The organism is Rhizobium sp. 0TCS1.26, from assembly GCF_050455525.1.
In the GTDB taxonomy this organism is placed as follows: Bacteria; Pseudomonadota; Alphaproteobacteria; order Rhizobiales; family Rhizobiaceae; genus Neorhizobium.
Genome location: NZ_JBCIYV010000004.1, coordinates 16,585 through 42,936 on the forward strand (window position 1 = coordinate 16,585; position 26,352 = coordinate 42,936).

Annotated in this window: 26 protein-coding genes; 16 read left to right on the forward strand and 10 right to left on the reverse strand. The window is 62.8% G+C overall.

The genetic code is table 11. The features are described 5' to 3' along the window. Window positions 1-2 precede the first annotated feature (2 nt). Entirely contained in the window at window positions 3-887 is an 885-nt protein-coding gene (locus AAIH46_RS17715) for a methyltransferase domain-containing protein (RefSeq protein WP_430307374.1), read from the forward strand. Between the two features lie 29 nt (window positions 888-916). On the opposite strand, the gene AAIH46_RS17720 is transcribed toward AAIH46_RS17715, so the two are convergent. The 6 genes from AAIH46_RS17720 to AAIH46_RS17745 form a co-directional block, all read right to left on the reverse strand. Continuing rightward, window positions 917-1,060, reverse strand: coding sequence for a Flp family type IVb pilin (locus AAIH46_RS17720; protein WP_430307375.1), 144 nt, complete (start codon window positions 1,058-1,060; stop codon window positions 917-919). Window positions 1,061-1,129: 69 nt separating this feature from the next. Continuing rightward, on the reverse strand, window positions 1,130-1,450 hold the full coding sequence (locus tag AAIH46_RS17725; RefSeq protein WP_430307376.1) for a hypothetical protein: 321 nt from the start codon (window positions 1,448-1,450) through the stop codon (window positions 1,130-1,132). A 125-nt stretch (window positions 1,451-1,575) separates the two neighbouring features. Further along, window positions 1,576-1,986 (reverse strand): 8-oxo-dGTP diphosphatase MutT, encoded by a 411-nt coding sequence (gene mutT / locus AAIH46_RS17730; RefSeq protein ID WP_430307377.1) that lies wholly within the window; start codon window positions 1,984-1,986, stop codon window positions 1,576-1,578. After that, window positions 1,983-2,789: a GNAT family N-acetyltransferase gene (locus tag AAIH46_RS17735; RefSeq protein ID WP_430307378.1), complete on the reverse strand. Its 807-nt coding sequence runs from the start codon at window positions 2,787-2,789 to the stop codon at window positions 1,983-1,985. Before AAIH46_RS17735 ends, mutT begins: the two co-directional genes overlap by 4 nt. Then, complete coding sequence (gene argJ, locus AAIH46_RS17740) at window positions 2,770-4,011, reverse strand: bifunctional glutamate N-acetyltransferase/amino-acid acetyltransferase ArgJ (RefSeq protein WP_430307379.1); 1,242 nt, start codon at window positions 4,009-4,011, stop codon at window positions 2,770-2,772. The genes AAIH46_RS17735 and argJ overlap by 20 nt, the downstream gene beginning before the upstream one ends. Window positions 4,012-4,077: 66 nt before the next feature. Continuing rightward, a complete protein-coding gene (locus tag AAIH46_RS17745) occupies window positions 4,078-4,920 on the reverse strand; it encodes a peptidylprolyl isomerase (protein ID WP_430307380.1) in 843 nt (280 codons plus the stop codon). A 267-nt stretch (window positions 4,921-5,187) separates the two neighbouring features. Here AAIH46_RS17745 and secA point away from each other — a divergent pair, with 267 nt between their 5' ends. The 4 genes from secA to AAIH46_RS17765 all read left to right on the forward strand — a co-directional run bounded on the left by secA (window position 5,188) and on the right by AAIH46_RS17765 (window position 11,188). After that, a complete protein-coding gene (gene secA, locus AAIH46_RS17750) occupies window positions 5,188-7,893 on the forward strand; it encodes a preprotein translocase subunit SecA (protein WP_430307749.1) in 2,706 nt (901 codons plus the stop codon). 234 nt (window positions 7,894-8,127) lie between these two features. Next, a complete protein-coding gene (locus tag AAIH46_RS17755; protein WP_430307381.1) occupies window positions 8,128-9,456 on the forward strand; it encodes a lipopolysaccharide biosynthesis protein in 1,329 nt (442 codons plus the stop codon). A gap of 7 nt (window positions 9,457-9,463) precedes the next feature. Beyond that, window positions 9,464-10,741, forward strand: coding sequence for a GNAT family N-acetyltransferase (locus AAIH46_RS17760; protein WP_430307382.1), 1,278 nt, complete (start codon window positions 9,464-9,466; stop codon window positions 10,739-10,741). 105 nt (window positions 10,742-10,846) lie between these two features. After that, window positions 10,847-11,188: a hypothetical protein gene (locus tag AAIH46_RS17765; RefSeq protein ID WP_430307383.1), complete on the forward strand. Its 342-nt coding sequence runs from the start codon at window positions 10,847-10,849 to the stop codon at window positions 11,186-11,188. A 29-nt stretch (window positions 11,189-11,217) separates the two neighbouring features. On the opposite strand, the gene AAIH46_RS17770 is transcribed toward AAIH46_RS17765, so the two are convergent. After that, a complete protein-coding gene (locus AAIH46_RS17770) occupies window positions 11,218-11,973 on the reverse strand; it encodes an SDR family oxidoreductase (protein WP_430307384.1) in 756 nt (251 codons plus the stop codon). Window positions 11,974-12,200: 227 nt separating this feature from the next. Between AAIH46_RS17770 and AAIH46_RS17775 the strand changes: the two genes are divergently transcribed. Then, window positions 12,201-13,091 (forward strand): helix-turn-helix transcriptional regulator, encoded by an 891-nt coding sequence (locus tag AAIH46_RS17775; protein WP_430307385.1) that lies wholly within the window; start codon window positions 12,201-12,203, stop codon window positions 13,089-13,091. 44 nt (window positions 13,092-13,135) lie between these two features. Here AAIH46_RS17775 and AAIH46_RS17780 read toward each other — a convergent pair whose 3' ends face one another. Further along, entirely contained in the window at window positions 13,136-15,259 is a 2,124-nt protein-coding gene (locus AAIH46_RS17780; RefSeq protein WP_430307386.1) for a TonB-dependent siderophore receptor, read from the reverse strand. Between the two features lie 284 nt (window positions 15,260-15,543). Between AAIH46_RS17780 and AAIH46_RS17785 the strand changes: the two genes are divergently transcribed. The 7 genes from AAIH46_RS17785 to AAIH46_RS17815 all read left to right on the forward strand — a co-directional run bounded on the left by AAIH46_RS17785 (window position 15,544) and on the right by AAIH46_RS17815 (window position 22,075). Next, window positions 15,544-16,488, forward strand: a complete 945-nt coding sequence (locus AAIH46_RS17785) for an iron-siderophore ABC transporter substrate-binding protein (RefSeq protein ID WP_430307750.1) — start codon at window positions 15,544-15,546, stop codon at window positions 16,486-16,488. Continuing rightward, complete coding sequence (locus AAIH46_RS17790) at window positions 16,485-17,528, forward strand: FecCD family ABC transporter permease (protein ID WP_430307387.1); 1,044 nt, start codon at window positions 16,485-16,487, stop codon at window positions 17,526-17,528. Before AAIH46_RS17785 ends, AAIH46_RS17790 begins: the two co-directional genes overlap by 4 nt. Before the next feature lie 20 nt (window positions 17,529-17,548). After that, a complete protein-coding gene (locus tag AAIH46_RS17795) occupies window positions 17,549-18,565 on the forward strand; it encodes a FecCD family ABC transporter permease (RefSeq protein ID WP_430307751.1) in 1,017 nt (338 codons plus the stop codon). Next, window positions 18,562-19,431: an ABC transporter ATP-binding protein gene (locus tag AAIH46_RS17800; RefSeq protein ID WP_430307388.1), complete on the forward strand. Its 870-nt coding sequence runs from the start codon at window positions 18,562-18,564 to the stop codon at window positions 19,429-19,431. Before AAIH46_RS17795 ends, AAIH46_RS17800 begins: the two co-directional genes overlap by 4 nt. Beyond that, entirely contained in the window at window positions 19,428-20,489 is a 1,062-nt protein-coding gene (locus tag AAIH46_RS17805) for a DUF2218 domain-containing protein (RefSeq protein ID WP_430307389.1), read from the forward strand. The genes AAIH46_RS17800 and AAIH46_RS17805 overlap by 4 nt, the downstream gene beginning before the upstream one ends. Window positions 20,490-20,737: 248 nt before the next feature. Then, the gene (locus tag AAIH46_RS17810; protein WP_430307390.1) at window positions 20,738-21,520 is read left to right on the forward strand and encodes a tyrosine-type recombinase/integrase; all 783 of its coding nucleotides are present in this window, start codon (window positions 20,738-20,740) and stop codon (window positions 21,518-21,520) included. A gap of 66 nt (window positions 21,521-21,586) precedes the next feature. Continuing rightward, entirely contained in the window at window positions 21,587-22,075 is a 489-nt protein-coding gene (locus AAIH46_RS17815; protein ID WP_430307391.1) for a hypothetical protein, read from the forward strand. Between the two features lie 319 nt (window positions 22,076-22,394). Here AAIH46_RS17815 and AAIH46_RS17820 read toward each other — a convergent pair whose 3' ends face one another. Then, window positions 22,395-23,909 carry a TRAP transporter large permease gene (locus AAIH46_RS17820; protein ID WP_430307392.1) on the reverse strand — a complete coding sequence of 505 codons (1,515 nt, stop codon included), beginning with the start codon at window positions 23,907-23,909 and terminating at the stop codon, window positions 22,395-22,397. A 27-nt stretch (window positions 23,910-23,936) separates the two neighbouring features. Beyond that, window positions 23,937-24,476, reverse strand: coding sequence for a TRAP transporter small permease subunit (locus AAIH46_RS17825; protein WP_430307393.1), 540 nt, complete (start codon window positions 24,474-24,476; stop codon window positions 23,937-23,939). Window positions 24,477-24,811: 335 nt separating this feature from the next. On the opposite strand from AAIH46_RS17825, the gene AAIH46_RS17830 reads away from it, so the two are divergent. The 3 genes from AAIH46_RS17830 to AAIH46_RS17840 all read left to right on the forward strand — a co-directional run bounded on the left by AAIH46_RS17830 (window position 24,812) and on the right by AAIH46_RS17840 (window position 26,299). Further along, window positions 24,812-25,042 carry a hypothetical protein gene (locus AAIH46_RS17830; RefSeq protein ID WP_430307394.1) on the forward strand — a complete coding sequence of 77 codons (231 nt, stop codon included), beginning with the start codon at window positions 24,812-24,814 and terminating at the stop codon, window positions 25,040-25,042. Next, window positions 25,042-25,380: a hypothetical protein gene (locus AAIH46_RS17835; protein WP_430307395.1), complete on the forward strand. Its 339-nt coding sequence runs from the start codon at window positions 25,042-25,044 to the stop codon at window positions 25,378-25,380. Before AAIH46_RS17830 ends, AAIH46_RS17835 begins: the two co-directional genes overlap by 1 nt. Window positions 25,381-25,540: 160 nt before the next feature. Further along, window positions 25,541-26,299 carry an SOS response-associated peptidase gene (locus tag AAIH46_RS17840; protein ID WP_430307396.1) on the forward strand — a complete coding sequence of 253 codons (759 nt, stop codon included), beginning with the start codon at window positions 25,541-25,543 and terminating at the stop codon, window positions 26,297-26,299. Window positions 26,300-26,352 lie beyond the last annotated feature (53 nt).

Consider the following 26,352-nt stretch of genomic DNA (forward strand, 5'->3'; position numbering starts at 1 on the left):
CGATGGACATTCTCTTCGACCTGCCGCTGGTGGCGGCCCGCCGCGAACGCGCCCTCAGGCAGGCAACCGCTGGCGCGGATTTTCTGCTCGACGTCACGGCGCGCGAGCTTTCTGAGCGGCTGTCGGTGGTCGAGCGGCACTTCGACGAGGCCGTCGAACTGCACGGCGGCACCGGTTCGGCGGCCCGCGAAGCCATGGCGACCGGACGGATCGGCAGCATCAAGCGGGTCGAGACGAGCAGTGCCTTCGCGAGGCCCGGGGAAGATCTCGCCGTCGCCGCCCTCGAGGAGGTGCCGCTCGCCGACCAGTCGGTCAACCTCGTCCTGTCGCCGCTGTCACTCCACCTGACCAACGACACGCCGGGCATGATGGTACGCATCCGCCGGGCACTGAAACCGGACGGCCTGTTCCTGGCCGCCATCCCGGGTGCCGGGACGCTTGGCGAACTGCGCGATGTTCTGCTGTCTGCCGAGGCGGACATTTCCGGTGGCGCCAGCCCGCGGGTCATCCCGTTCGCCGACGTCCGCGATATCGGCGCCCTGCTACAGCGGGCGGGCTTTGCCCTGCCTGTCATCGATGCGGAAAGCTATACCGTGCGCTACGACACGCTGTTCGACCTGATGCGCGACCTGCGCGCCATGGGCATGACCAACCCGCTCGTCGGCCGCAGCCGCAAACCGCTGACGCGACGTTTCTTCGTCCGGGCCGCGGAGCTGTATGCCGAGCGCTATTCCGACCCGGACGGCCGCATCCGGGCGACCTTCTCGGTCGTCTATGTGTCAGGCTGGGCGCCGCACGAAAGCCAGCAGAAGCCGTTGAAGCCGGGCTCCGCCAAGGTGCGGCTGGCGGATGCGCTTCGCGTCGACAGGCATTCCGACGACGCCTGATCCGGCCTGCACCTGGTCGGTGCAACCGGTCAGTTGGTGGTGATGTGGCTGGCGATGGTGGTCAGCACCTCTTCGATGCTGCCGCTCAAGATTCCGAACCCGGCGATGATGGCAACCGCCAGCAGACCGCCGAGGATGCCGTATTCCACCGCGGTCGCACCCCGGACGTCCAAGACAAATCTCGCGAGCAATCTCATGGCAGTCCTTCGGCAGACTTGTCCGGTGCCGCTCCTCAGGCAGACTCAGCAGGAATTTGCTGCGTCGTAGCCCTGGACGATGCACACCGATCCGGGGGTTTCCTGGAGAACACTACGCCGAATTGTATAATGTTTGGTTCCCCCGTCGTCCGACTTGATCGACCCGGTGGTGATCATGTCGAATTCTTCCTGCACATGGGCAAGATGACGCTGGTCCTGACGACCGGCCAACATGGGAGTGACGATCAGCGACAGCGCGATCGCCGCCGTTCCGAAAAGAAGCGCGATATTGAGAACGCCGGTCTTGCCGGACCTGACCGTTGCTCGCTGCTGAGCGCGGACAGTCCTCCAGAATTCCTCGTCCATAGGGACCTCTTTACGCATTCACTACCTCGAACGCGCATATTGTCCCAATCTCTTAAACGATCTGTTAACGCCGATGGATGAGTTGCCGCTCCGCGGGCAAGGATGTGGACAACTCTTAAAGCTTTCTAGAGGAGATCCTGCAGGAACGGGATCAGCGGCTCGTCGGCAGGCGGCATCGGATAGTCGCGCAGAGCCGATGACCTCACCCACTTCAACGCCTGCCCCTCACGCCCTGTGGGGATGCCCTCGTAGCGGCGGCAGACGTAGAGCGGCATCAGCAGGTGAAACGTCTCGTAGGTATGGCTGGCAAAAGTCAGCGGCGCGAGGCACGGCACTTTCGTAACGATCCCGAGCTCTTCTTCCAGTTCGCGCACCAGCGTTTCTTCCGGCGTCTCACCGGCTTCCACCTTGCCGCCGGGAAACTCCCAAAGCCCAGCAAGGCTCTTGCCTTCCGGACGCTGCGCCAGAAGGATGCGCCCGTCCGTATCGATCAGCGCGCAGGCTGCGACCAGCAGGAGCTTGCGCATCTCGCTCACGCTCCGTCTGCCTGACGCCAGTAGCGGTACTGGTAGGCCTCGCGGAAACCGAAACGACGATAGAGATGCAGGGCCGGCGCGTTGTCGACGACGACCTGCAGCCAAGCCGTACGCGCTCCGCTGATGCCCGCCCAGCGAAGTGCAGCCGTCAGCATTTCCGTGCCGATACCCTGGCGACGGCGCTGCTGCGCGACGGCGAAGGACAGGATGCCGGCAAGATCGTTATCCTGGACGCAGAGCGTCACGGCCTGCGCAGGCTCGCCCGGATTTTCAGCGATGAACAGGCCGGTCGCAGGCTTGATGGCCGTCAGGATTTCCGCCAGCACCGGCTTCAATGCCGGATCTTCGTCCTCGACCAGCAGCAGGGCGTCGATGAAGCGGCCCATGTCGTGGGTCGGCAGGTGGCCGATCATGTCGGGTAGTTCGAGGCTCGAAAGATCGGCGGTCATCACCGACACCGTCTCGAACGCCTCCCAGCCATCCGCTTCCAGACGGGCGATCAGCGGCGCCGGCGCCAGCGGCGTCTCGCGCACGACCAGTTGCCGGCCGTAATGCTCGAACCGCTTGCGCGCCTTCTCGATCCGCAGGTCCGCGTCTCGGTGATCGGAGGGATCGAGCGGAACGACGCAGTTCAACCGCTTCGACGGGTGCCCGCCCGTCAGGCGGATCTGCCAGCTTCCGTCATAAACCACGGAAGCCGCCGGCCATGCCCGGAAGCCGACTGCTTCCAGCCGCCGAACCAGCGGCAGATTGCCTTCGGGTGAGATTGCCTGCATCGATCTATCAGCTCCGGTAGTCGCCATTGATCGCGACATACTCCTTGGTCAGGTCGCATGTCCAGACCGTGGCCGTACCCGAACCCAGTCCGATATCGGCGCGGATGACAATGTCCTCCTTCTGCATGACGGCAGAGGTGGCGGCTTCCGAATAGGCCGGGTCCCGCTCGCCGTTGACGGCAACGCGCACATCGCCGAACCAGATCGCCAGCCGGTCGCGATCGGCCATCTCGCCGGACTTGCCGACGGCCATGACGACGCGACCCCAGTTGGCGTCTTCGCCGGCGACCGCGGTCTTGACCAGCGGCGAGTTGGCGATCGACAGCGCGATGCGCTTGGCAGCCGTGTGGGTCTCGGCACCGGTAACGGTCACCTCGACCATCTTGCGGGCGCCTTCGCCGTCGCGCACAACCTGCAGTGCCAGATCCTTCAAGAGTTCATTGAGCGCCGTGCGGAACGAGCCGAGCCGCGGATCGTCAGCGGCTTCGACCCGCCTCTGGCCTTCCTCGGCAGCCTTGCCGGTGGCAAACAGCATCAGCGTATCGGAGGTCGAGGTATCGCTGTCGACGGTGACGGAATTGAAGCTCGGAGCGACGCCCTCGGACAACAGCGCCTGGAGAGCCGGCGCCGCGATATCGGCATCGGTCGCAACGAAGGAGAGCATGGTCGCCATGTCCGGCGCGATCATCCCCGCACCCTTGGCGATGCCGTTGATGGTCACAGTGATACCGTCGATCTCGGCGGTGCGGGTGGCGACCTTGGGATAGGTATCGGTGGTCATGATGGCCTTGGCGGCTTCCAGCCAGAAATCGCCGGTGCCATCCCGGTGCATGTCACCGAGCACGCCTGAAAACTTGCTGGCATCGAGCGGCTCGCCGATGACGCCGGTCGAGGCTAGGAACACCTCGCCCACCGAACATCCAACGGCCTTAGATGCCGAACTTGCCGTCAGCTCCGTCGCCGCCCGCCCTTTCACGCCGGTGAAGGCATTGGCGTTGCCCGAGTTGACAACCACCGCCCGCGCCCGGCCGCTGGCAAGATTGGCCCGGCAGAAATCGACCGGAGCCGAAGGACACCTGGATTTCGTGAACACGCCGGCCACCGACGCCGGCTCGTCGAACACCATGAGCAGCACGTCGGTGCGGTTCTTGTACTTGATGCCCGCAGCCGCCGTGGCCATGCGCAGGCCCCGGATGACCGGCATTTCGGGATAGGACTTCGGAGCAAGGGGGGAAACGGTTGCGGACATCTGCCTCAAAACCTGGATAAGAAAAGGCCCGCAGACGCGGGCCGATTTGTTGAAATGCGGAAAGGATTATTCGCCCTTGGTCAGGTCTTCGTAGCCCTTGCGAAGCGCTTCGTCGGTGATTTCCACCTTCTGCTCCTTCTTCGCCTCGTCGATGATCGAAGAGTACTTCTCCTGCATGACGATCTGGCGAACCTGCGGCTCGACCTGGTCAAATGCCGGCGGCTGCGCGTCGCGCTTGTCTTCCACCTTGATGACGTGGAAGCCGAACTGCGACTTCACCGGGGTCTTGGTGTAGGTGCCCTTTTCAAGCGTGAAGGCGACCTGTTCGAATTCCGGCACCATGCGGCCCTTGGCGAAGTAACCGAGGTCTCCGCCGTCAGACTTGCTGGTGTCTTCCGACTTTTCCTTGGCAAGTTCGATGAAATCCTTGCCGGCGTCGAGCTGCTTGATGATCTCCTTGGCCTCTTCCTCGGTCTTGACCAGGATGTGGCGGGCGTGGACTTCCTCTTCCTTCGGCATGGCTGCGACTTCCTTGTCGTAGCGCGCCTTGACCTCTTCCGGCTTCAGGGCGTCGAACTGGGTGCGCAGGAAGGCATTGTGCAACTCGCGCTCCTGCAGGAAGGCGATACGCTTCTTGAAGTCTTCGCTGTTCTGCAGGCCGGCATCTTCAGCCTTCTTGGCGACCAGCTTGATGTCGATGACCTGCGACAGGGCGGCGACCTTCTTCTGATCTTCCGGCAGCTGCTGGTACTGCTGGCTGAGGTTGGCCATGGCGGTATCGAGATCCGACTGATGGATTTCGATATTGCCGACCTTGGCCACCACTGCGTCCTCCTGCGCGAAGGCCGGCACCTGGAAGGAAACCGCTACGGCCAGTGCGGCAGTCGCAAGGAATTTGTGGCGAAACATAGGGAAGTACCTTTCGAATTGAACTGCGGTCTCAGCGCGGCTGAGGCCGGCCGGAACACTCTCAGAAACACCGGATTGTGGCCATTCTGTATCGGCCGGAACCGTTGACATCATTCGACCCCCCTCTTATCTGTCACGCTACTTCGCGTCCAGAAGAGTTTCCGGGCGGTCAAGGCATTTTGTCAGTGTGAAACGCGGCAGAGCGCTTCGATGAGCCGACGACCCCGGTCACGTGATGCCACGATCAGTTCAGAAAGGACCATGTCCATGGTCAGCTTTGGTGGAATAGCCCGCAAGTTATTCGGTTCGTCCAACGACCGCCGCGTACGCTCCTATCGGTCCAGGATCAGCGATATCGCGGCTCTCGAAGACAGCGTGAAGACTTTGACCGACACAGAGCTTGCCGCCAAGACCGTGGAGTTCCGGCAGCAGCTTGCCGACGGCAAGAGCCTGGATGACATTCTGGCACCGGCATTCGCCGTCGTCCGCGAAGCTTCGCGCCGGGTGCTCGGCATGCGCCCCTTCGACGTGCAGCTGACGGGCGGCATGATCCTCCACGATGGCGCGATTGCCGAAATGAAGACGGGTGAAGGCAAGACGCTTGTCGCGACCCTGCCGGTCTACCTGAACGCGCTGGCCGGCAAGGGCGTGCATGTCGTCACCGTCAACGATTACCTCGCCCAGCGCGACGCAGCGACGATGGCCAAGCTCTATGGTTTCCTCGGTCTCACCACCGGCGTCATCGTTCACGGGCTCGACGACGACCAGCGCCGCGCCGCCTATGCCTGCGACATTACCTACGCCACCAACAACGAGCTCGGCTTCGACTACCTGCGCGACAACATGAAATACGACCGCGGCCAGATGGTGCAGCGTGGCCACAATTTCGCGATCGTCGACGAAGTGGACTCGATCCTCGTCGACGAAGCGCGCACGCCGCTGATCATCTCCGGCCCGCTCGACGACCGCTCCGATCTCTACACGACCATCGATGCCTTCATCCCGATGCTGTCGGCTGAAGATTACGAGATTGACGAGAAGCAGCGCTCGGCCAACTTCTCCGAAGGCGGCACCGAAAAGCTTGAAAAGCTGCTGCGCGATGCAGGCCTGTTGAAGGGCGAATCGCTCTACGACGTCGAGAATGTCGCGATCGTCCATCACATCAACAACGCGCTGAAGGCCCACAAGCTTTTCAGCCGCGACAAGGACTACATCGTCCGTAACGGCGAGATCGTCATCATCGACGAGTTCACCGGCCGCATGATGCCGGGTCGCCGCTATTCCGAAGGTCAGCACCAGGCTCTCGAAGCCAAGGAAAAGGTGCAGATCCAGCCGGAGAACCAGACGCTCTCCTCGATCACCTTCCAGAACTACTTCCGCATGTACGACAAGCTCGCCGGCATGACCGGCACGGCATCGACGGAAGCAGAGGAGTTCGGCAACATCTACGGCCTTGAAGTCGTCGAAGTGCCGACCAACCTGCCGATCCAGCGCATTGACGAGGATGACGAAGTCTACCGGTCGGGCGAGGAGAAGTTCAAGGCCATCATCGAAGAGATCAAGGCCGCCCACGCGCGCAACCAGCCGGTTCTCGTCGGCACCACGTCGATTGAAAAGTCGGAACTCCTGGCGACCATGCTGCGTCAGGCCGGCTTCGAGGCGTTCAGTGTCCTCAACGCCCGCTACCATGAGCAGGAAGCCTATATCGTCAGCCAGGCGGGCGTGCCGGGAGCCGTGACCATTGCCACCAACATGGCCGGACGCGGTACCGACATCCAGCTGGGCGGCAATATCGAGATGCGCCTCGAACGCGAGCTGGAAGGCATGGAGCCGGGTCCCGAGCGCGATGCGCTGGAAGCCTCGATCCGGGCCGACGTCAAGGAACTGAAAGAAAAGGCGCTAGCTGCCGGAGGCCTCTTCGTCATTGCGACGGAGCGCCACGAGAGCCGTCGTATCGACAACCAGTTGCGCGGCCGTTCCGGCCGTCAGGGGGACCCGGGCCGCTCGAAGTTCTACCTGTCGCTGCAGGACGACCTGATGCGCATCTTCGGCTCCGACCGCATGGAAGGCATGCTGCAGAAGCTGGGCCTCAAGGAAGGCGAGGCGATTGTCCATCCGTGGATCAACAAGGCCCTGGAGCGCGCCCAGAAAAAGGTCGAAGCCCGCAACTTCGATATCCGCAAGAACCTCCTCAAATACGACGACGTTACCAACGACCAGCGCAAGGTGATCTTCGAGCAGCGCATCGAGCTGATGGATGCGACTGACCTCACCGAGACTGTCGAGGACATGCGCCACGAAGTCATCGAGATGCTGGTGACCAAGCACATCCCCGAGCGCGCCTATGCCGAGCAGTGGGATGCGGCAGGCCTGAAGCAGGGCGTTCAGCAGATGCTCAACCTCGACCTGCCGATCGAGGAGTGGGTGCAGGAAGAAGGCATTGCCGAAGACGACATCCGCGAACGCCTGACGACGGCGGCCGACGCCGTAGCCAAGGATCGTGCCGAGCGGTTCGGCCCCGAGGTCATGACCTATGTCGAGCGTTCGGTCCTCCTGCAGACGCTGGACGGCCTGTGGCGCGAGCACATCGTCAACCTCGACCATCTGCGGTCTGTCGTCGGTTTCCGCGGCTACGCGCAGCGTGATCCGCTGCAGGAATACAAGGCTGAAGCCTTCGAGCTCTTCCAGGCGCTGCTCGCCAACCTGCGCGAGGCCGTCACAGCCCAGCTGATGCGGGTTGAACTGGTTCGAGATGCACCCGAGACGCCCGAACCGCCGCTGATGCAGGCACACCATCTGGATGCGACGACCGGCGAGGACGAGTTCTCCCAGCCGCCACTTCTGACGGTCGCTGCCGAAGACCGTGACCCGGTCGACCAGAGCACCTGGGGCAAGGTCGGGCGCAACGAGCCCTGCCCGTGCGGATCGGGCAAGAAGTACAAGCACTGCCATGGTGCGTTCGAACAGGTTTGACTGACAGAAGGCCGCCTCCGGGCGGCCTTTCCATTTGCAGGCGCGGCCGCCTCGCCTGTGGACGAACCGCGAGGCAATCGTTTCTTAACCGCCCGGTCGGCATAGTGACGGCATCTTGTCTTGCGTTTCAGCGAGTAATGCGTGTCCCACACGGCGGTGATCGAAACAGCGGAAAAACTTCTCCCGCTCGGCCTTCGGATTCGGCTCGCGCCGTTGCTGCGGAAGCTCGCCCCCGTGCTGAACGGCACCGATGAAACCGCCAAGGCGCAACGCATGGCGCTGGTCGCCTTCGTCATCCGCGTCGTCAGCGCTGCCATCGCCTTCGTCTCGCAGATCGTTCTCGCACGCCTGATGGGCGAATTCGAATACGGCATCTTCGCCTTCGTCTGGGTGCTGGTGGTCGTGTTCGGCAATCTCTCCTGCCTCGGCTTCCACACGGCCGTCATCCGCTTCCTGCCGCTCCACCGGGCGCGCGGCGAAATCGACACTGTGCGCGGCCTGAACTGGACGGCGCGCGTGTTTGCCATGCTTTCGGCCAGCGCGCTTGCGGCGACCGGCTTTGCCTTCATGCAGGTCTTCGACCATATCGTCCCGGATTACTGGATGGTGCCGGTCTTCCTCGGGCTTTTCGCCCTGCCGATGATCGCCCTCGGCGACGTGCTTGAAGGCACGGCCCGCGCCAATGGCTGGGCTGTCACGGCCCTCAGCCCCACCTACATCCTCCGGCCGCTGCTCATCCTGACGCTGATGCTGGTGGCCATCTGGCTGGGCCAGCCGCATACTGCGCGGACCGCCATGGAAGCAGCGCTTGCGGCCACCTACCTGACGACGCTCTATCAGTTCCTGCGGGTAACGCTGCGGCTGCGCCGGATGAACGGCACGGGCGGCCTGAGCTTTCAACTTCGCACCTGGACCCGTTTTGCCTTTCCGCTGTTTCTCGTCGATGGGATCGGCTTTCTGCTGACCAATGCCGACGTGGTGGTCGTCGGGCTCTACCTGCCGCCGGACCAGGTGGCCGTGTACTTTGCCGCCGCCAAGACCATCGCGCTGGTGCAGTTCGTCTACTTCTCGGTCAAGGCCGCCGCCGCACCGCGCTTCTCCGCCATCATGGCGGACGAGGATCATGCCGCGCTGGAAGGTTTTGCCGCACAGGCGGCCCGCTGGTCCTTCTGGCCGGCACTCGCGGTCGGCGCCGGAGTTCTGGCGCTCGGCGAATTCCTGCTCGGACTGTTCGGACCCGGGTTCACGCAGGGCTATCCGCTGATGATCGTGCTGTTTTCCGGCATCCTCGCGAAAGCCTCGGTTGGACCTGGGGAGGTTCTGCTGAACATGGCCGGTTGGCAGAAGCTGTGCGTCGCTCTCTACGCCACGGTTCTCGCAGCCAATATCGGCCTGAATATCGTCCTGATCCCGCGTTTCGGTCTCGTCGGCGCCGCAGCGGCCACAGCGGGCGCCATGATGCTCGAGGCGATCCTCCTGCACATCGCCGTTCGCCGCACGCTGGACATCGTGCTGTTCGCCTTTGCCCGACCTCCCGTCGCAGCTGCTGCGCATGAAAGGTAGGATCTCCATGGCTGAGCTTCCGCCGCTTTCCCGTCCCGCAAAGGAGGCGCTGGCTGTAACGCCGGTTTCGCACCTTCGCCAGCCGCTCATTCCCGAAGCGCCGATCAGCGTCACCGTCGGACGGCCCGGCCGATCGCTGTCGATCTATCCGGCGACGATGGGCTATGAACTGCAGGACGAGCTGGATTTCCTGTCGAACCGGGTGATGGAGCCGAACATCTTCTTTGCCGGCCGGATGCTGGCACCGGCCATGCCGCGGGTGGAAGATCGTCAGGTGCAGCTGGCGCTCATCCGCGACCAGAACGACCGCTCCAGCCGCATGCGGCTGCTGATGCCCTTCTCGCTGGAAAAGCCCGGCTTCTCGATGGGCGCCTCGATCATCCGCGTCTGGGCCAACCCTTTCGGTCCGCTCGGCACGCCGCTCGTCGATGCCGAGGGCGCCGCCGAGACGCTCGACAACCTGCTCGAAGCGCTCGCCAGCCGCGAAGCGCGCCTGCCCGAGGTTCTGGTGCTGCCGGAACTGCGCCTCGGCGGCCGCTTTGCCCAGTTGATGCGCGCCGTCGCGGTCGCCCGCAACCTGCCGGTGACGGTGACCGGCACCTACCGCCGGCCGTTCCTCGACAGCCGTCTGGACGGCGACACCTATCTGAAGCAGGCGGTATCCGCCCATCACCTGCGCGAGATGCGCCGCCTGTGGCGGCGCCTCGCGACGCAAGGCAGCCTCACCTACGACGTGGCACGCCAGCCCGGCGACATCCGCCGTCGCACCGAGGAATTCCTGGCGCTGGAGGCCAAGGGCTGGAAGGGGCGCAAGCGCTCGGCACTGATCAGCGACCGCTACCGGGCAGCCTTTGCCCGCGAGGCCATCGGCAACCTCGCCGAAGTCGACGCGGTGCGCATCCACACGCTCGACTTCGACGGGCGTGCGATTGCGTCTCTGGTGGTGTTCGTCATGGCTGGCGAGGCCTACACGTGGAAGACCGCCTATGACGAGGACCTGGCGCGCTTTTCGCCTGGCAAGCTGCTGATGATGAAGCTGACGGACTGGCATCTCGACGACGCGAACATCGTCCGCTCGGACTCGTGTGCTGTACCCGATCATCCGATCATGAGCCGGTTCTGGATGGAGCGCGAGGAAATGGGGACGCTCGTCGTCGGCCTGAAGGAGACGAGCGACCGCGACGTGCGCCAGGTGGCGGCGCAGTTGCACCTCTACCGCAATACCCGCAACATCGCCCGTCTGCTGCGCGAGAAGATCATGGGACTTGCCGGACGGGATACTTGAGCGGGGCCAGAATTTTCGGCGTTAATCCTTAATTCACCATCCCGTTGCGCAAGACCCGCTTTCTGTTATCCCCCTCCTGCCCAATCATGGGTCGGGGATAACATGATGACCAACCTGCTCCTGAAGCTTTCCGCAGCGGCGATCGCGCTTTCAGCAATGACATCGGTGTCGAACGCCGAAGATCTTGTGTTCACGCTGAAGAACAACACCAAGGGCACGCTCGAGCGTTTCTACACGTCGCCTGTCGGCGTCGGCACCTGGGAAGAAGACGTGTTCGGCGCCGACGTCATCGAGCCGGGCGAGAGCATGGAAATCACCATCGGCGACGGCCGCTCGGTGTGCAAATACGACATGCGCTTCGAATTCACCGAGGATTCCAACATCGAAGACCTTGAGGACACGCAGGATCTGTGCGCGATGGGCTCCTACACCATCAACATGCACTGACGCCTGACGTCATCTTCGGCATGGCCGCCTCACAGCGAGGCGGTTATGCCGCCGTCGACGTAGAGCACGGTGCCGTTGACGAAGGATGCGGCGTCCGACGACAGGAAGATGCAGGCGCCGACCAGTTCTTCCACCCGGCCCCAGCGCCCGGCAGGCGTGCGTTTCGCCAGCCATGCAGAAAATTCGGGATCGGCGACGAGCGCGGCGTTGAGCGGCGTGTCGAAATAGCCGGGCGCTATGGCGTTGCAGTTGAGGCCATACTTCGCCCAGTCGGTCGCCATGCCCTTGGTGAGGTTGCCGACGGCGCCCTTGGTCGCAGTATAGGGTGCGATGCCAGGACGCGCGAGCGCCGTCTGCACGCTGGCGATATTGACGATCTTGCCGGCGCCGCGCTTGATCATGTGACGGGCGACGGCCTGCCCGACATGGAAGACTGTCGATATATTGGTCTTCAGGAGCTTCTCGAAGGCATCGGCCGGAAAATCTTCAAGCGGCGCCCGGTGCTGCATGCCGGCATTGTTGACCAGGATATCGATCGCCCCGACCTCCGCCTCGAACCCGTCGATCGCCGTTCGCACGGCATCATGATCCGTCGCATCGAAGGCGAGCGTTCGGGCACCGCCGAGACTGTCGGAGGCTGTCTGCAGCTTGCCCGCGTCGCGGCCGTTCAGCACGATTTCGGCGCCCGCGCCCTTGAGGCCATGCGCCAGCGCAAGGCCAATGCCCTGCGATGATCCTGTCACCAATGCCCGTTTGCCCGTCAGATCGAAAAGTTCAACGCTCATCTTCAGTCTCGAATTCATCAGCTGGAGCCGCCGCAGCGGCAGATTACAAAAGTCATCCCTTTATGCTATTCATTGTCCGGATTGGTTATTCTCGCAACCCTTGAAGACGCTCGCCGCCGGCACGAGGACGGCCGCCGATCGGGTGGCGACGACGACCGAGAGACATCGTCCGCGCCGAAAGAGACGCAGCAGACGCCAGGCCGGTCGACGAACAGAGAAATGTGCGCGTGAGCTATCGACATTCCATGGTCTGCCGGACCGAAGGCATCCAGGCACTGGTACCGGCGAAGTGGCGTGGGCTTGAGGGATCCGTCAGCGTCTTCTGGGACGCGGAAGGTCAGGCCGATGCCAAAGGCTATTACCTGTCGCCGGACCCCCGCATCGTCATCTTTTTCAACGACGTTTCCGAGCAGATCCGCATCGCCAACCAGGCGCACAAGGCCATGCAGTCCTTCCGGCCGATGAGGCGTGCGATCTATGTACCGCCGGGCATGCCGATGTGGAGCCGGTTCACGGCGCCGCATCGCTTCTCCCATCTCGACCTGCATCTGCACAAGGACCGGCTGCTCAAACTTCTGACGCCATCCATCGGCCGGTCTGCGGCGATGGCGGCGCTGCAGCAGCCGGTGGAAACCCAGGACGCGGCGCCGGTCGAGACGCTTGCGAGCCTGCTCGTCAACGAACTCTCCAACCCTTCCCGGCACCCGGCCTTCGCGGAGAGCCTGGTGTCCGGCGTGGTGACCGGGCTCATGGATCTTTCGGAGCGAGCGGAAAAGGGCAGCGGACGGCTGACCCAGGCGCAGATGAACAAGCTCGCTTCCTTTGTCACCGCGCGCGCCGACTGCCGCGCCACAGTAGCCGAGATGGCAGGCGTCGTTGGCTTATCGGAAAGCTGGTTCGCCAGCGCCTTCAAGCAGACCAACGGCGTCACGCCGCTGCAGTGGCAGTTGGGAAAACGGATCGACCTGGCGCAGAAGCTGCTGCTGACCAGCGGGCTGACGGTTGCCGATATCGCCATCCAGCTCGGATTTTCCGACCAGGCCCACCTGACAAAGGCATTCCGCCAGGTGATCGGCGAAACACCTGCCGCATGGCGACGCATGCAGCAGGTCGCTTAAGAGAGGTATTCTCCGCCCGACGGGGTCGAGCGGAGAAGCGTGTTTTACCAGGTCTGCCGCAGCGTCGCGTAGATGGCGCGGCCCGGGTTGTAGTACACGCCGCCGCTATCAAGGCTCGCAACATGCTTCTCGTCGAAGACGTTGCTGGCGTTCAGCTGGAACGTCGTGTTCTCCTGGATCTTGTAGGTGAAGGACGCGTCGAACACGACGGCGCTTTCCGACGAGATGGTGTTCTGAATGTTGGTGAAGTAGGACCCCATGTAGCGAGCCCCGACGCCGAAGGTCATGTCGCCCCGGGCGCCCTCGCCTGCCACCTTATAGGTGCCCCAGACCGACGCCAGATGCTCGGGAACGCGCATGAGACGGTTGCCATCGTTTGCGCCGCCCGGCTCCTTGATCTTGGAGTCGATGTAGGTATAGGCCGCGATGATATCGATGTTGTCCGTCACCTCCGCCTTGGCTTCCAGCTCGATGCCGCGATGGCGGACCTCTTCGACGGTTTGCGGCAGATAGGTCACGCTATCGAAGACAGTGATATTGCCCTTCGTCAGATCGTAGACAGACGCGGTGAACAGGGCCGGGAAGGCATCCGGACGGTATTTGACGCCGACTTCGTACTGCTTGCCTGTGGTCGGTTCGGTGCCGATGCCGGGGGGAGCCGCGGACTCGGCGTAGCTTGCAAAGGCGGCCAGTTCCTCGGTGATCTTGTAGCTCAGGCCGAAGCGCGTGGTGAACTCGCTATGATCGTCGGAGCGCGCGGCGCCGGTGAACAGGTTCGTTTCGCTCAGGTCCAGCCAATCGTTGCGCAGGCCGAGGCTTGCAGTCAGCCTGTCGGAGAAGGTCAGATCCTGCTGCAGGTAGATCGCCTTGGTCTTCTGGTCGTTTGACGTCCCGGAGTTCGGCGCCGTCGAGGCGGGTCTACCGGTATAGACCGGGTTCACCCAGTTGATGGATGGAGCAGCCGGATTGTAGAGACCGTAGTTGACGGAGTCGAAATCGTTATAGTCGGCGCCGACAAGCGTGCGGCTCTCGACGTTTTCGAAGCTGGTTTCGTATATCAGATTGGCGTCGATGACGAATTGTTCGGTCGACTTGTCGCTGCCGAAGAAATAGCGGTCGGCGATGTTCGAGCCATCGGTGCGCGTTCTCGACAGATAAGCGCCGCCGAAAGCGTCATCGGAATTCGTATAGCGGGCGTTGGAGCCGAAGCTCAGGCCATTGCCGAAGTCATGGTCGAACATGACGCTGTAGGTATTGCGGTTGGTCGAGCGGAAATAATAGTCCGGTTCACCGAAGAAGCGGTCCCGGTCGAAGTCCGTGCCGAGCGGCTGGCCGCCGCTGCCTGGAACGCCGTCCATGTTGAGATGGTCGAAGACGAAGGAAAGGCTCGTCGCATCCGTGGGGCGCCACGTCAGGCCGCCCATGATGAACTTCTTGTTGTCCTGCGAATAATCATATTCCGCATCCGCGCCCTGGAGCTTGCCCGTCAGGCGATAGGAAAGCGTGTCATCCTCGGTGATGTTGTCGCCGAAATCGAGGCCCGCTTCCTTATGATTGTAGGATCCGCCCGTGACATAGGCTTCACCGAAGCGTTCGCTCTTCGGCAGCTTGGTGACGTAGTTCACCGAGCCGCCGGGTTCGGCCGCTCCGAAGCCCGCAGAGCTGGCGCCCTTCAGCACCTCGATACGCTCGAAGGCATAGGGCTCTTCGCGGGTTCCGCCGAAGGTGCGGCCGATCGCCAGACCGTCGCGGTAGGTGTAGGGCGTGAAGCCACGGATGTCGAAATAGTCGTACCGGTCATCCGAGCCATAATAGTCGGTGACGACGCCGGCGGTGTACTGCACCACCTGCTCGATGCTCTCGGCGCCACGCTCCTGGATCTCCTTGGAGGTGATGACGGACACTGAGGCGGGGGCGACGAGAATGTCGGTCGGCAGCTTGCCGGTGCCCGTCGTCGTCGTCGCGACGATCGAGCGCGCATCGTCATCCTTGCCGGTTCCGGAGATGGTGACGCGTTCGAGAACGGTCGTTCCCTCTGCCGTTACAGGTTCCTGGGCCCAGGACAGGCTGGGTGCCAGAGTGCCCAAGGCCGTGCAGCCGAGAAGGACCGCATGCCGCGCCCGGATGCGCGCCGATCTCGTGTCGTCGCCGATGTGTCTGATGTGCATGTCTGAACCCGTCACCCTGAAATTGCCCCCGCCGACGACCGGCACGAGGCGTCCCCAAATCTTCGAATCCGCCTTAACTTGAGTGGATACATCCAGTATTGTAGGAAACACCGTTTTTGTAGGAAACCCCGGAAGCTTCGGCGGGGAATTCCTGCCCTGCGGCGTTGAGAGTTGACGCGACGGCGTGAACCTGAAACTGGAAGTCAACTTAATCCGAAGGAGACATGCCGATGATGCGATGGCTGTGCGCGCCCGTGCGATTGGCCGCCATCTGCCTGCTGGTAATGGTGGGAGGCAGTGCCTGGGCCGACGAGGCAACGACCTATCCGATCGCCATCAAGCACGCTTTCGGAACGACTGTCATCGAAAAGAAGCCCGTGCGCGTCGCGACCGTCGCCTGGGCGAACCACGAGGTTCCACTGGCGCTGGGCGTCGTGCCGGTCGGGTTCGCGGCCGCCAACTTCGGCGACGACAACGGCGACGGCCTGCTGCCCTGGGTGGCCGAAAAGCTCGTCCAGTTGAATGCGGAAAAGCCGGTGCTCTTCGACGAGGGCGACGGCATCGATTTCGAAGCGGTCGCCGCAACGCAGCCGGACGTCATTCTCGCGTCCTATTCCGGCCTGTCACAGGCCGACTACGATACGCTGAGCCAGATTGCCCCGGTCGTCGCCTATCCGCGCGCGCCGTGGTCGACTGACTGGCGCGAGATGATCCGGCTGAACAGCATGGGGCTCGGCATGGCGTCGGAGGGCGAAGCGCTGATCAAGACGATCGAAACCGATATCGAGAAGACGGTTGCGCAACATCCTGAGCTGCACGGCAAGTCGGCGATGTTCATCACCCACCTCGATGCGCGCGACCTCAGCACCGTTAACTTCTACACGACGAGCGACACGCGCGTCAGGTTCTTCGCCGATCTCGGATTGAAGGCGCCGAAGAGCGTTACCCAGGCCTCGACCACCGGCCTTTATTCGGGCTCCATCAGCGCCGAGAAGGTCGACGCATTCGACGACGTGGACATTGTCGTCACCTATGGCGATCAGAACCTGGTCAAGGCGCTGGAAAGCAATCCGCTGATGTCGCGCATGCCGGCGGTTGCCAATGGCTCGCTGGTGCTGCTCGGCAGGAACCCGCTGGGGACCGCTGCCAACCCGACGCCGCTGTCGATTTCCTGGGTGCTCGACGATTACGTCACCCTGCTGGCAGATGCGGTGAAGAAGAACAAATGATCGCCGGAGGCGCTCACGACCGCCATCGCCTGCCAGGCTATCGGCATCTGAACCGCACGCGAGGCCTCTGCCTGATGGCGACGGCGGCAGTGCTCGCGGTGCTCTGCGGCCTGTCGGTCGCAATCGGCACGCGCGACGTGGGCTTGAACGACATTCTGTCGGCTCTGGGCGGCCGGGTCGAGACGATCGGCGAAGCGGCGGTCGCGGTGCGGATGCCGCGCACGGTGCTGGCGGCGCTTGCCGGCGCGGCACTGGGACTTTCCGGCGCCATCATGCAAGGCATCACTCGCAACCCGCTGGCCGATCCCGGCATTCTCGGCGTCAACATGGGCGCTTCGCTGGCGGTCGTCATCGGCGTCGCCTGGTTGGACATCTCCTCAGCAAACGCCTATGTCTGGACCGCGATCGGCGGCGCCGGCTGTGCAGCAGTTTTCGTCTATGCCATCGGCTCGCTCGGCCGCGGCGGGGCCAGCCCGCTCAAGCTGTCGCTGGCCGGTGCCGCCACCTCGATCGCATTCGCCTCGCTGGTCATCGCCGTGGTTCTGCCGCGCAATGACATTGCCGGCGGCATCCGCTCGTGGCAGATCGGCGGCGTCGGCGGAGCGACGTTCGAGCGGCTATATGACGTCCTTCCCTTCCTCACCGCCGGCTTCGCCATCAGTCTCCTGTCTGCCCGCAAGCTGAATTCGCTGGCACTCGGCGACGAACTTGCCGCCGGTCTCGGCGAGCGCGTTGCCCTCGCCCGCGCCATATCCGCCTTCGGTGCAATCCTGCTGTGCGGTGCCACGACGGCCATCTGCGGTCCGATCGGCTTCGTCGGCCTCGTCGTACCGCATCTCTGCCGGCTGCTGGCCGGCGTCGATCATCGATGGCTGTTGCCGTTCTCGGCGCTGGCCGGCGCCTGCCTGCTGCTGATCGCCGATATCGTCGGCCGCGTCGTAGCCCGGCCAGGCGAGATCGACGTCGGCATCATCACCGCGCTTGTTGGCGCGCCGTTCTTCATCTGGATCGTCCGGCGCCAGAAGGTTCGCGAGCTGTGACGGTGCTGTCCCCAACCCTCCTGTCGATCGGCGAAACCCGGCGCCGCCGGGCGCGCCAGCATGTCCTGCTCGTCGGCGCACTCCTCGCCTGCCTCGTCGCCCTCTTCGTGCTGACGCTGCTGCGCGGCCAGACCTACACGCCGGCTGGCGACGTCATCCGCTTCCTTGCCGGCGAAAACGTTCCCGGCATCGCCTTCACCGTCGGACAGCTGCGCCTGCCGCGCGCCGTCCTGTCGATCCTCGCCGGCATCAGCTTCGGTCTCGGCGGCATCGCTTTCCAGACCATGCTGCGCAATCCGCTGGCGAGCCCGGACATCATCGGCATCAGTTCGGCCGCCAGTGCCGCCGCCGTCTTCGCAATCGTCGTGCTTCAGTTGAACGGCCCGATCGTGTCCGTCTTCGCCGTGGCAAGCGGTCTCGGCGTCGCGATGCTGGTCTACGGCCTTTCGTTCCGCAACGGCGCGGCCGGTGCCCGGCTGATCCTCGTCGGCATCGGCGTCTCGGCGATGTTGGAAAGCTTCATCGCCTACATCCTCTCCGGCGCCGGCGGCTGGAACCTGCAGGAGGCGATGCGCTGGCTGACCGGCAGCGTCAACGGCGCCCGGCTCGATCAGGCGCTGCCGCTACTTCTGGCGGTCATCGCCTTCGGCGCACTGTTGCTGGCGCACCGGCGTGACCTCGAGGCTTTGCGCCTCGGAGACGATACGGCCGCGGCTCTCGGCGTGCCGGTGACGCGCATCCGCATCATCGTCATCGTCGCCGCGGTCGGCATGATCGCCTTTGCCACCGCCGTCGCCGGTCCGATCGCCTTCGTCGCCTTCCTCTCCGGCCCGATTGCCGCGCGGGTGGTCCGCACCGGAGGCTCGCTGCTGATCCCGTCCGCGTTGATCGGCGCCCTGCTGGTGCTGGCCGGCGACTATTGCGGCCAGTATGTTTTTCCCAGCCGCTATCCGGTCGGTGTCGTCACCGGCGCCCTCGGGGCACCCTACCTCATCTACCTGATCATCCGCGTCAATCGGAAGGGAGGCACGCTATGACCGCCCAAGGCCTGGCTGCAACCGCGCTGTCTGCCGGTTACGGCGACCGCATCATTCTCGACGGACTGGATCTTCCAATCCCCACCGGGCGGATCACCGTGATCGTCGGCGCCAATGCCTGCGGCAAGTCGACGCTTCTGCACACCATGTCGCGTCTGCTGTTTCCACGCGCCGGCCAGGTGGTGCTGGATGGCAAGTCCATCCACAAGGTGGCGCCCCGCGACCTTGCCAAGACGCTGGGGCTGCTGCCGCAGTCGCCGATCGCCCCGGAAGGCATCACCGTTGCCGACCTCGTCAGCCGCGGCCGGCATCCACACCAGGGCATGTTTTCCCGCTGGTCGCGCAAGGACGAGGAGGCAGTCGCGGCCGCCCTCGTCGCCACCAAGACGGAGGACCTCGCGGAGCGACCGGTGGATGAATTGTCCGGCGGCCAGCGCCAGCGCGTCTGGATTGCCATGGCGCTTGCCCAGGACACCCGGGTGCTGCTGCTCGACGAGCCGACGACCTTCCTCGATATCAGCCATCAGGTCGAGGTTTTGGACCTGCTGACCGATCTCAACCATGCGCGTGGCACGACCATCGTCATGGTGCTGCACGATCTCAATCTGGCAGCCCGCTACGCCGATCATCTCGTGGCGATGGTCGACGGACGCCTGCACGCGTCCGGCACGCCGGAAGAGGTGCTGACGGTGGAAAACGTTCGCACCGTCTTCGGTCTTGAGAGCCGCGTCATCATCGACCCGACATCTGGCAAGCCGATCATGCTACCGATCGGCCGTCACCGGATGGCACCGAATACCACGCAATTCGAACCAATCGGCCCTGATCAGGGCAACCAACAGATCCACAAGGAGAACCAGCGATGAACGGCATCCAGGAATTCCGTCTGTCCGGCGTGGCGCTGCCAACCAACCCCATCAGCATGCTGGACGAGATCTGCGAGCACTTCGTCGAGCATGCCGAAGTCAAGCGAACGGATAATCTCGTCTTCATGAAGAGCGAGAGCGCCACCGTAGACATCCGCCTGCAGGACAACAGGCTGCTGATCGGGCTCGTCAGCCCGACGCAGGAGCAGCTGCAGATGAACCGGACGATGATTGCCGAGCATCTGTTCTACTTCAGCGGCGAAGACCCGATGACGCTCGACTGGTCGGAGCCTGCGCCGCTTGGCGCGCTGCCGAACATCCACGCGGTGACGGTGGTCTCCGCGGAAGACGTCACCCCCCGCATGCGCCGGGTCAAGTTCTCCTGCGCCGACGTGACGCCGTTCATCGAAGGCGGCATGCATGTGCGGCTGCTGGTACCGCCACGGGACAGGACGCCGGTCTGGCCGGGCGTCCGCGACGACGGCCGCATCGCCTGGCCGGAGGGCGAAGACGAGCTGCTGGTGCGGATCTACACCGTTCGTGCCGTGGATGCGGAGCGTGGCGAGCTGTGGGTGGATTTCCTGCAGCATCCGGCCTCGGGCGTGAAGACGCCGGGCGCCGATTTCGCCCGTGATGCCCAGCCGGGCGACAGTGCGGCCCTGCTCGGTCCAGGCGGCGGTCACGCGCCGGACGCGGCATCGATCCTGCTGATCGGCGACGAGAGCGCTCTGCCGGCAATTGCCCGCATCTGCGCAGAGGTTGCGCCGGGCACGCGCATCCACGCAATCGTCGAAGTGGCGAATGAGGCGGAAGAACAGCCGCTCGTTTCGGGCACCGCCGTCGATGTCCGGTGGCTGCACCGCAGCCACTATGCAGCGGACGCGCGCGGCACGCTGATGGCGTCGGCGAAGGCTGCCATCGAGGCCATGGAGCCTGGAACCTTCGTCTGGGTCGCCTGCGAAAAGGACGATGTCCGCTCGCTCCGCGCCTTCCTCAAGGCCCGCAACCACGACCGCCGGCAGATGTACGCCGCCTGGTATTGGGAACGTGAAGCCTGAGCGCTAGCAGCTGAACGTGTGCCTCGGCAGCCAATGCCGGGGCGCTCGGCTGCTGCTGACGATGCCGTCGCAACATCCGGATACAAGCTGATCGGTTGAAGTTTCTGGTGCCCCGTGCCGGAGCACATGAAGTCAGTATTTCCAATGGTCTACAAGATTTCTGGACCGCCGGTCAGCACACACGATGATTATGCTTTTTCGAGAAGTGTCCAGACGTCCCAAGGCGAAAACCGTTTTGGAGATTGACCATGAACATGACCTTCAGGCCGACGCGCGCCGTGACGCTGGCGCATGTCAACGCTGCAGCTAGAACCTTCGGCGAAGCTGCAGCCAGCTACATCGAACATGGCGGCGAGAGGAAGTATCTGGAAAGGATCCTGCCCCACATCGGCATCACGCCCATTCCCGACATCTTCCCCTTCGATGTTCGCCAACTGGCGACGTCGCTCTTCCCGTCCCAAACAAACGCCACCCGCAACCGCTGCGTCATCACCCCTATCCGCGCCGTCTGCTACCACGCTTATGATCGTGGCTGGGGTCCACAGGTGCGCATCCGGAACTTCAAGCAGGAGCGACCGAAGAGGAAGAAGGCAGCCTCGCAGGCATGGGTGCATGCCTTCGTGCGACAATGCGCCAGGGACGGGCTGCCGCATGTGGCAGCGATCGTACTCTTCATGAGCCAGACGGGCGCCCGCGTCTCTGAAGCCGTTGCCCTGCGTTGGCGCGACGTGGACATGGCCGGACGGACGGCGCTGCTCGTCAAGACGAAGACAGAGTTCAACTCGACCCGGTATTTGACCGACCAGCTGGTGACCCGCCTGCGCGAGATGAGCGTCGGCGCGCATCCGGATTCTCCGGTGTTCGGTTACCGGAACCGCCATTCCGTGAACGAGCGGATTGCCGCCGTCTGCCAACGAGCAGGCATTTACATACAAGCCATCGCACACCTGCGGTCGGCATGCCTTTGCCAACAACACCCTTTCCATGGGCCTCGACGTCAAGTCGATCATGGAGGCTGGTGGCTGGCGTAGCGCTGTTTTGAGGAGATATGCGCGGTCTGCTTAGGCAGGATGATATCGCCGTGGGGTGAAGCTTTCATGTTTGGGCCAAACTCAGTAGCCAGAAGAACGCGGTTTTCCGGCGGTCTTTCCGCTGCGCTACCCGCTCTGACTGCTGTTATGGGAATGGGGTTAAAGCCCGGATGGGAACGGAACTTCGGCACCTCCGGCGATGCGAAGATTGACCTGGTCGGAGTGTATAACTTCAATGATAGCGCCCGCGGATTTAAGGTCGTGATCGGACAGTGTGCCGCTATGGAAGAAGAGAAAAACTGGGAGAGAAAGCGTCAGGAGGCGCAGCTCTTTACTCGAAGCGGATCTTTCGATTATCTTGTTGAGCCAGACGCAGTGCTCTTCATTCCCGTTTGTTATCGTCAGCCGGACGGTGACTGGGTGAATTCCGATTATGTATCTTCCGTAGTAACGGTTGACCGCGTCCGGATCCTCAACATCCTGGCTCACGATGGTGCGACTGGCCTTGATGTCGCCGCGCTGTTCACAAAGGCCGGGATTAGCATAGCGGCCTGACAAGCAGTGGCTCGCGACGGATTAGTCTGTCGGCAGAATACGGTTCTAAAAAAGCATCTAGATCGACGTCCTCCCTTGGTAAGGGAGAGGCCGAGAGTTCAAATCTCTCTAGCAGCACCACCACTTCCTCTTATTCTGTGGGCTTCTTAACCTACGGGCCTGCCCAGCCCCGGTTCTTAAAGAAGCGCGAGAGCGCAGAACAAAGCACGAAACTGCTCAACCTTCCGTGCAAAATTCGTGCAGTATGTTCTGCCTTTGTCTGCGCAGCGACACGCGCAGCCAGCAGGCTGCCCGCGATGATCCGTGTCTATCCATCCACCTATGGGTTGATCTTCGGCGGGTCACCAAAACTCGGCATGCCCTGCAGTCCTTGTCCCGGCAGGCCTGATCCGGACTGAGCCGGGGCGCCGTCCATAGAGGGCGGTCCGAAGTTCGGCATCTGGTTGCCGCCGCCGTTGCCGAAGCCGGGAATCTCGATCTTGATCGAGTCGGGATCGACCGCCGGCCCCTTGTCCAGCCAGTAGGTGACTGACTCTGGCCAGAAGATCACGATAGCGACGAGGATCAGCTGCATTCCCAGCCAGGGGATGGCGCCGAGATAGATGTCCTTGGTCTTGACCGAACGCGGCGCGATCGAGCGCAGGTAGAACAGCGCAAAGCCGAACGGCGGGTGCATGAAGCTGGTCTGCATGTTGATGCAGATCAGCACGCCGAACCAGATCAGGTCGATGCCCAGTGCATTAGCGACCGGTACCAGCATCGGGATGACGATGAAGGCGATTTCGAAGAAATCGAGGAAGAAGGCAAGGAAGAAGATAAAGATATTGACGAAGATCAGGAAGCCGACTGCGCCGCCCGGCACATGTGACAGCAGATGCTCGATCCACAAGCCGCCGTTCATGCCCTGGAAGACCAGGCTGAAGCAGGTGGCGCCGACCAGAATGAAGACGACCATCGAAGTGATCTGCATGGTCGTGTGCATGCCCTGGCGCGTCAGATCCCACGTCAGCCGTCCATGCAAGGCAGCGATTGCCATGGCGCCAACGACGCCGAGCGCGCCAGCTTCCGTCGGCGTGGCAAGGCCCATGAAGATGGTGCCGAGGACGAGGAAGATCAGCACGACCGAGGGGATCATGCCCCACAGCACACGCATCACGAGGGAGAGGTTCATCTGACCACGGGCCTCCGGCGGCAGAGCCGGGACATCCTTGGGACGGAAGATCGACAGGGCGAGAATGAATAGGAGGAAGATTGTCACCTGCAGTATCGATGGCCCGATGGCACCGAGGTACATATCGCCCACCGATCGGCCAAGCTGATCCGCCAGGACGATAAGAACGAGCGATGGCGGGATGACTTGGGTGATCGTGCCGGACGCAGCGATGACGCCCGTCGCCAGCCGCGGATTGTAGCCATATTTGAGCATAATCGGCAGCGAGATCACGCCCATGGTGATCACCGAGGCGGCAACCGTACCGGTAATCGCTCCGAGGATGGCGCCAACGATGATGACGGCATAGGCAAGACCACCAGGGATCGCCCCGAAGAGCTTACCGGTGCCTTCGAGAAGGTCCTCAGCCAGACCACACCGCTCCAGGATGGCGCCCATGAACGTGAAGAATGGGATTGCCAGCAGCAGGTCGTTCGAAACGATGCCGAAGATCCGATAGGGCAGCGCCTGCAAGAACACCTGCTCGAAGTGGCCGGTGAAGACGCCGAGAATGCCGAAGAACAGGCCAACGGCGGCCAGCGAGAAGGCGACAGGGAAGCCGTAAAGCATGAAGATGACCATGCCGAGGAACATCAGCGGCGGCATCACACCGAAAGCGAACATGGGTAGTTTCCCCCGAAGACGGTGTGGCTATTGAAGCGGCTTTTCGTAGGTGGTGTCGATGGCAAGCAAGCCCTTGAGGGCAGCAATTCGCTTCACCAGCTCAGAGAGCCCCTGCAGCACAAGCAGCGCAAACCCCGCAAAGATGATGAGTTTCACTGGCCAGCGGATCAGCCCTCCGGCATTTGCCGAGGTCTCGCCCTGCGTCCAGGACAGATGGAAGAACGGCCAGCAGATCCAGGCAAGATAGAAGCAGGCGGGAATGAGAAACACAGTCAGACCGATGATGTCGATCCACAGCCGTTTCCGTTCCGACACGGCACCATAAACCAGATCGACGCGGACATGCTCATTCAGTCGCAAAGTATGTGCGGCGCCCAGAAGGACGATGAAGGCGAACATGTACCACTGGATTTCGAGCCAACCGTTCGAACTAATGTTGAATGCGTAACGCACCAGCGCATTACCGGCACTGACAAGGCAGCAGAACAGCACGAGGTACCCGGAAAACTTTCCGATGATCTCGCTGATCCTGTCGACCATGCCGCTGAAGCGGAGCAAGAAAGCCATGTATCCCCCTGGACAGGCGTTGAACCGTTACTGTCCCCCACCGCGATTTAACAAAGCGGTTGTAAAATGGAAAGCGGAGAGATCTGCTCTCCACCGGGGCGGGCTCACTATCGACGCAGCTGTTGCTGCGAAGCAGCCTGACGCTTCTGTGGACCGGTGCATCGTCGATAAGCAGCGGAGCGTCTTGGCTCGCGAGAAACGTTTTTCGATCCGCGCACTCGGCAGGCCGTCCTTAATAGGTCGTGGCTGGTTGACGCCTTCGCCTGCCAGAACATAATAGGAACATCACCGCCGCCACGTGGCGGTTATCCACAGAGTGTACACAAGTTAAGATTATGCTTAGGCATGAAGGAGAAGCCGTGTCTGCAGAGCCCAATCAAGCCGAAGTGGAACATGCTGAGAACGAAGTGGGGGCCGCCCTCGCTTATCACGGTGGCGACGCCCGCGCCGCTGTCGCAACTCTGCTCGATGACTGCCGACATCTGCGGCTACAGCTGGCGCTGGCAGAAGGTGCCACGAGCCGCGGCATGACGCGCGGCTGGCGGCCGAGCTTTGAGCGCTCCTGATGCCTGCGGGATACTATGCCGGAAGGTCTCACCCGTATCGCGACAACAAGATCCCTCGCCTGTCGAAGGCCCACGAGATTGGCCAGTTCGTGCGGGTGAACTGTCCGATCTGCAGGATCACCCGTCACTACCAGCCATCGGATATCCAGCAGCTGTGCGGCGACCTCAACGTCTTCCAGCTGCGCGGCCAATTCCGTTGCGACCGCTGCAACGATCGAGACAGTGTGTCGATCGCCTTCGTCAGCCTGCTTGCAACAGAAATGCCGGGGCTGGTCGTGCGGCACCTCGAGCGCATCGAGATGCGCCGGGTTCCCATCTGGCGAGATGTGACGCTATGATCTGTATCTTGGAGATGGAGCTTAGGGATGGAGGACCCGACATGACCAGCAATCTGCTGCTGAACGCGATGCTGTTCCTTGCCGTGTTCGTCGCGATCGCGTCGTTCGGGCTTCACGCCGCCGTCAGCTTCGGCTGGCTTTGACCGCGGAGCGTCATCGCATGTGCAACCTCTACAACGTCTCGACGAACCAGGACGCCATCAGGGCGCTGACCAAGGCGCTGGACCGCCTCGGCAACATGCCACCAACCCTCGACGTCTACCCCGACTATCCAGCGCCCATCGTCCGCAACAACGGACAGGAACGTGAGCTGGCGATGGTGCGGTGGGGCATGCCCTCGTCGAAGCGGGCACTGTTCGAGGCTGCATCCAAACGCGCTGACAAGCTGCGCGCAAAGGGAAAGCCGGTGGACTTCGATGAGCTCCTCAGGATGGAGCCGGACGGCGGAACGACGAATATCCGCAATACGGCGAGCCAGCACTGGCGGCCATGGCTTGGCGTTGGCAACCGCTGCTTGGTGCCGCTGACCCGGTTTGCCGAACCGGATCCATTGAGCAAGATTGAAGGCGGTCGCACACCTAATGCCTGGTTCGCCGGCGGACCTGACGAGCCGCTGATGTTCTTCGCCGGCCTGTGGGTGCCGCAGTGGCAGGGCGTCCGGAAGATGAAGGAAGGCTGGATCAACACGGACCTTTTTGCCTTCCTGACTACCGAGCCCAACGGCATCGTCGGCCCGATCCATCCCAAGGCGATGCCGGTCATCCTGCGAACGGAAGACGAGATCGAGATGTGGATGCGCGCACCATGGGACGAAGCTAAGGCTTTGCAGCGTCCGCTGCCTGACGAGCAGTTGATGCTGCTTCCGACGCTGTCGGTAGAGACGGGTGGGACTGCAAGAGATCAGGGGATGTTAATTTAGACGTCAGGAACAAACGCCTCTAACTCATGTTGAGACCGCATCTGGGTAGAGAG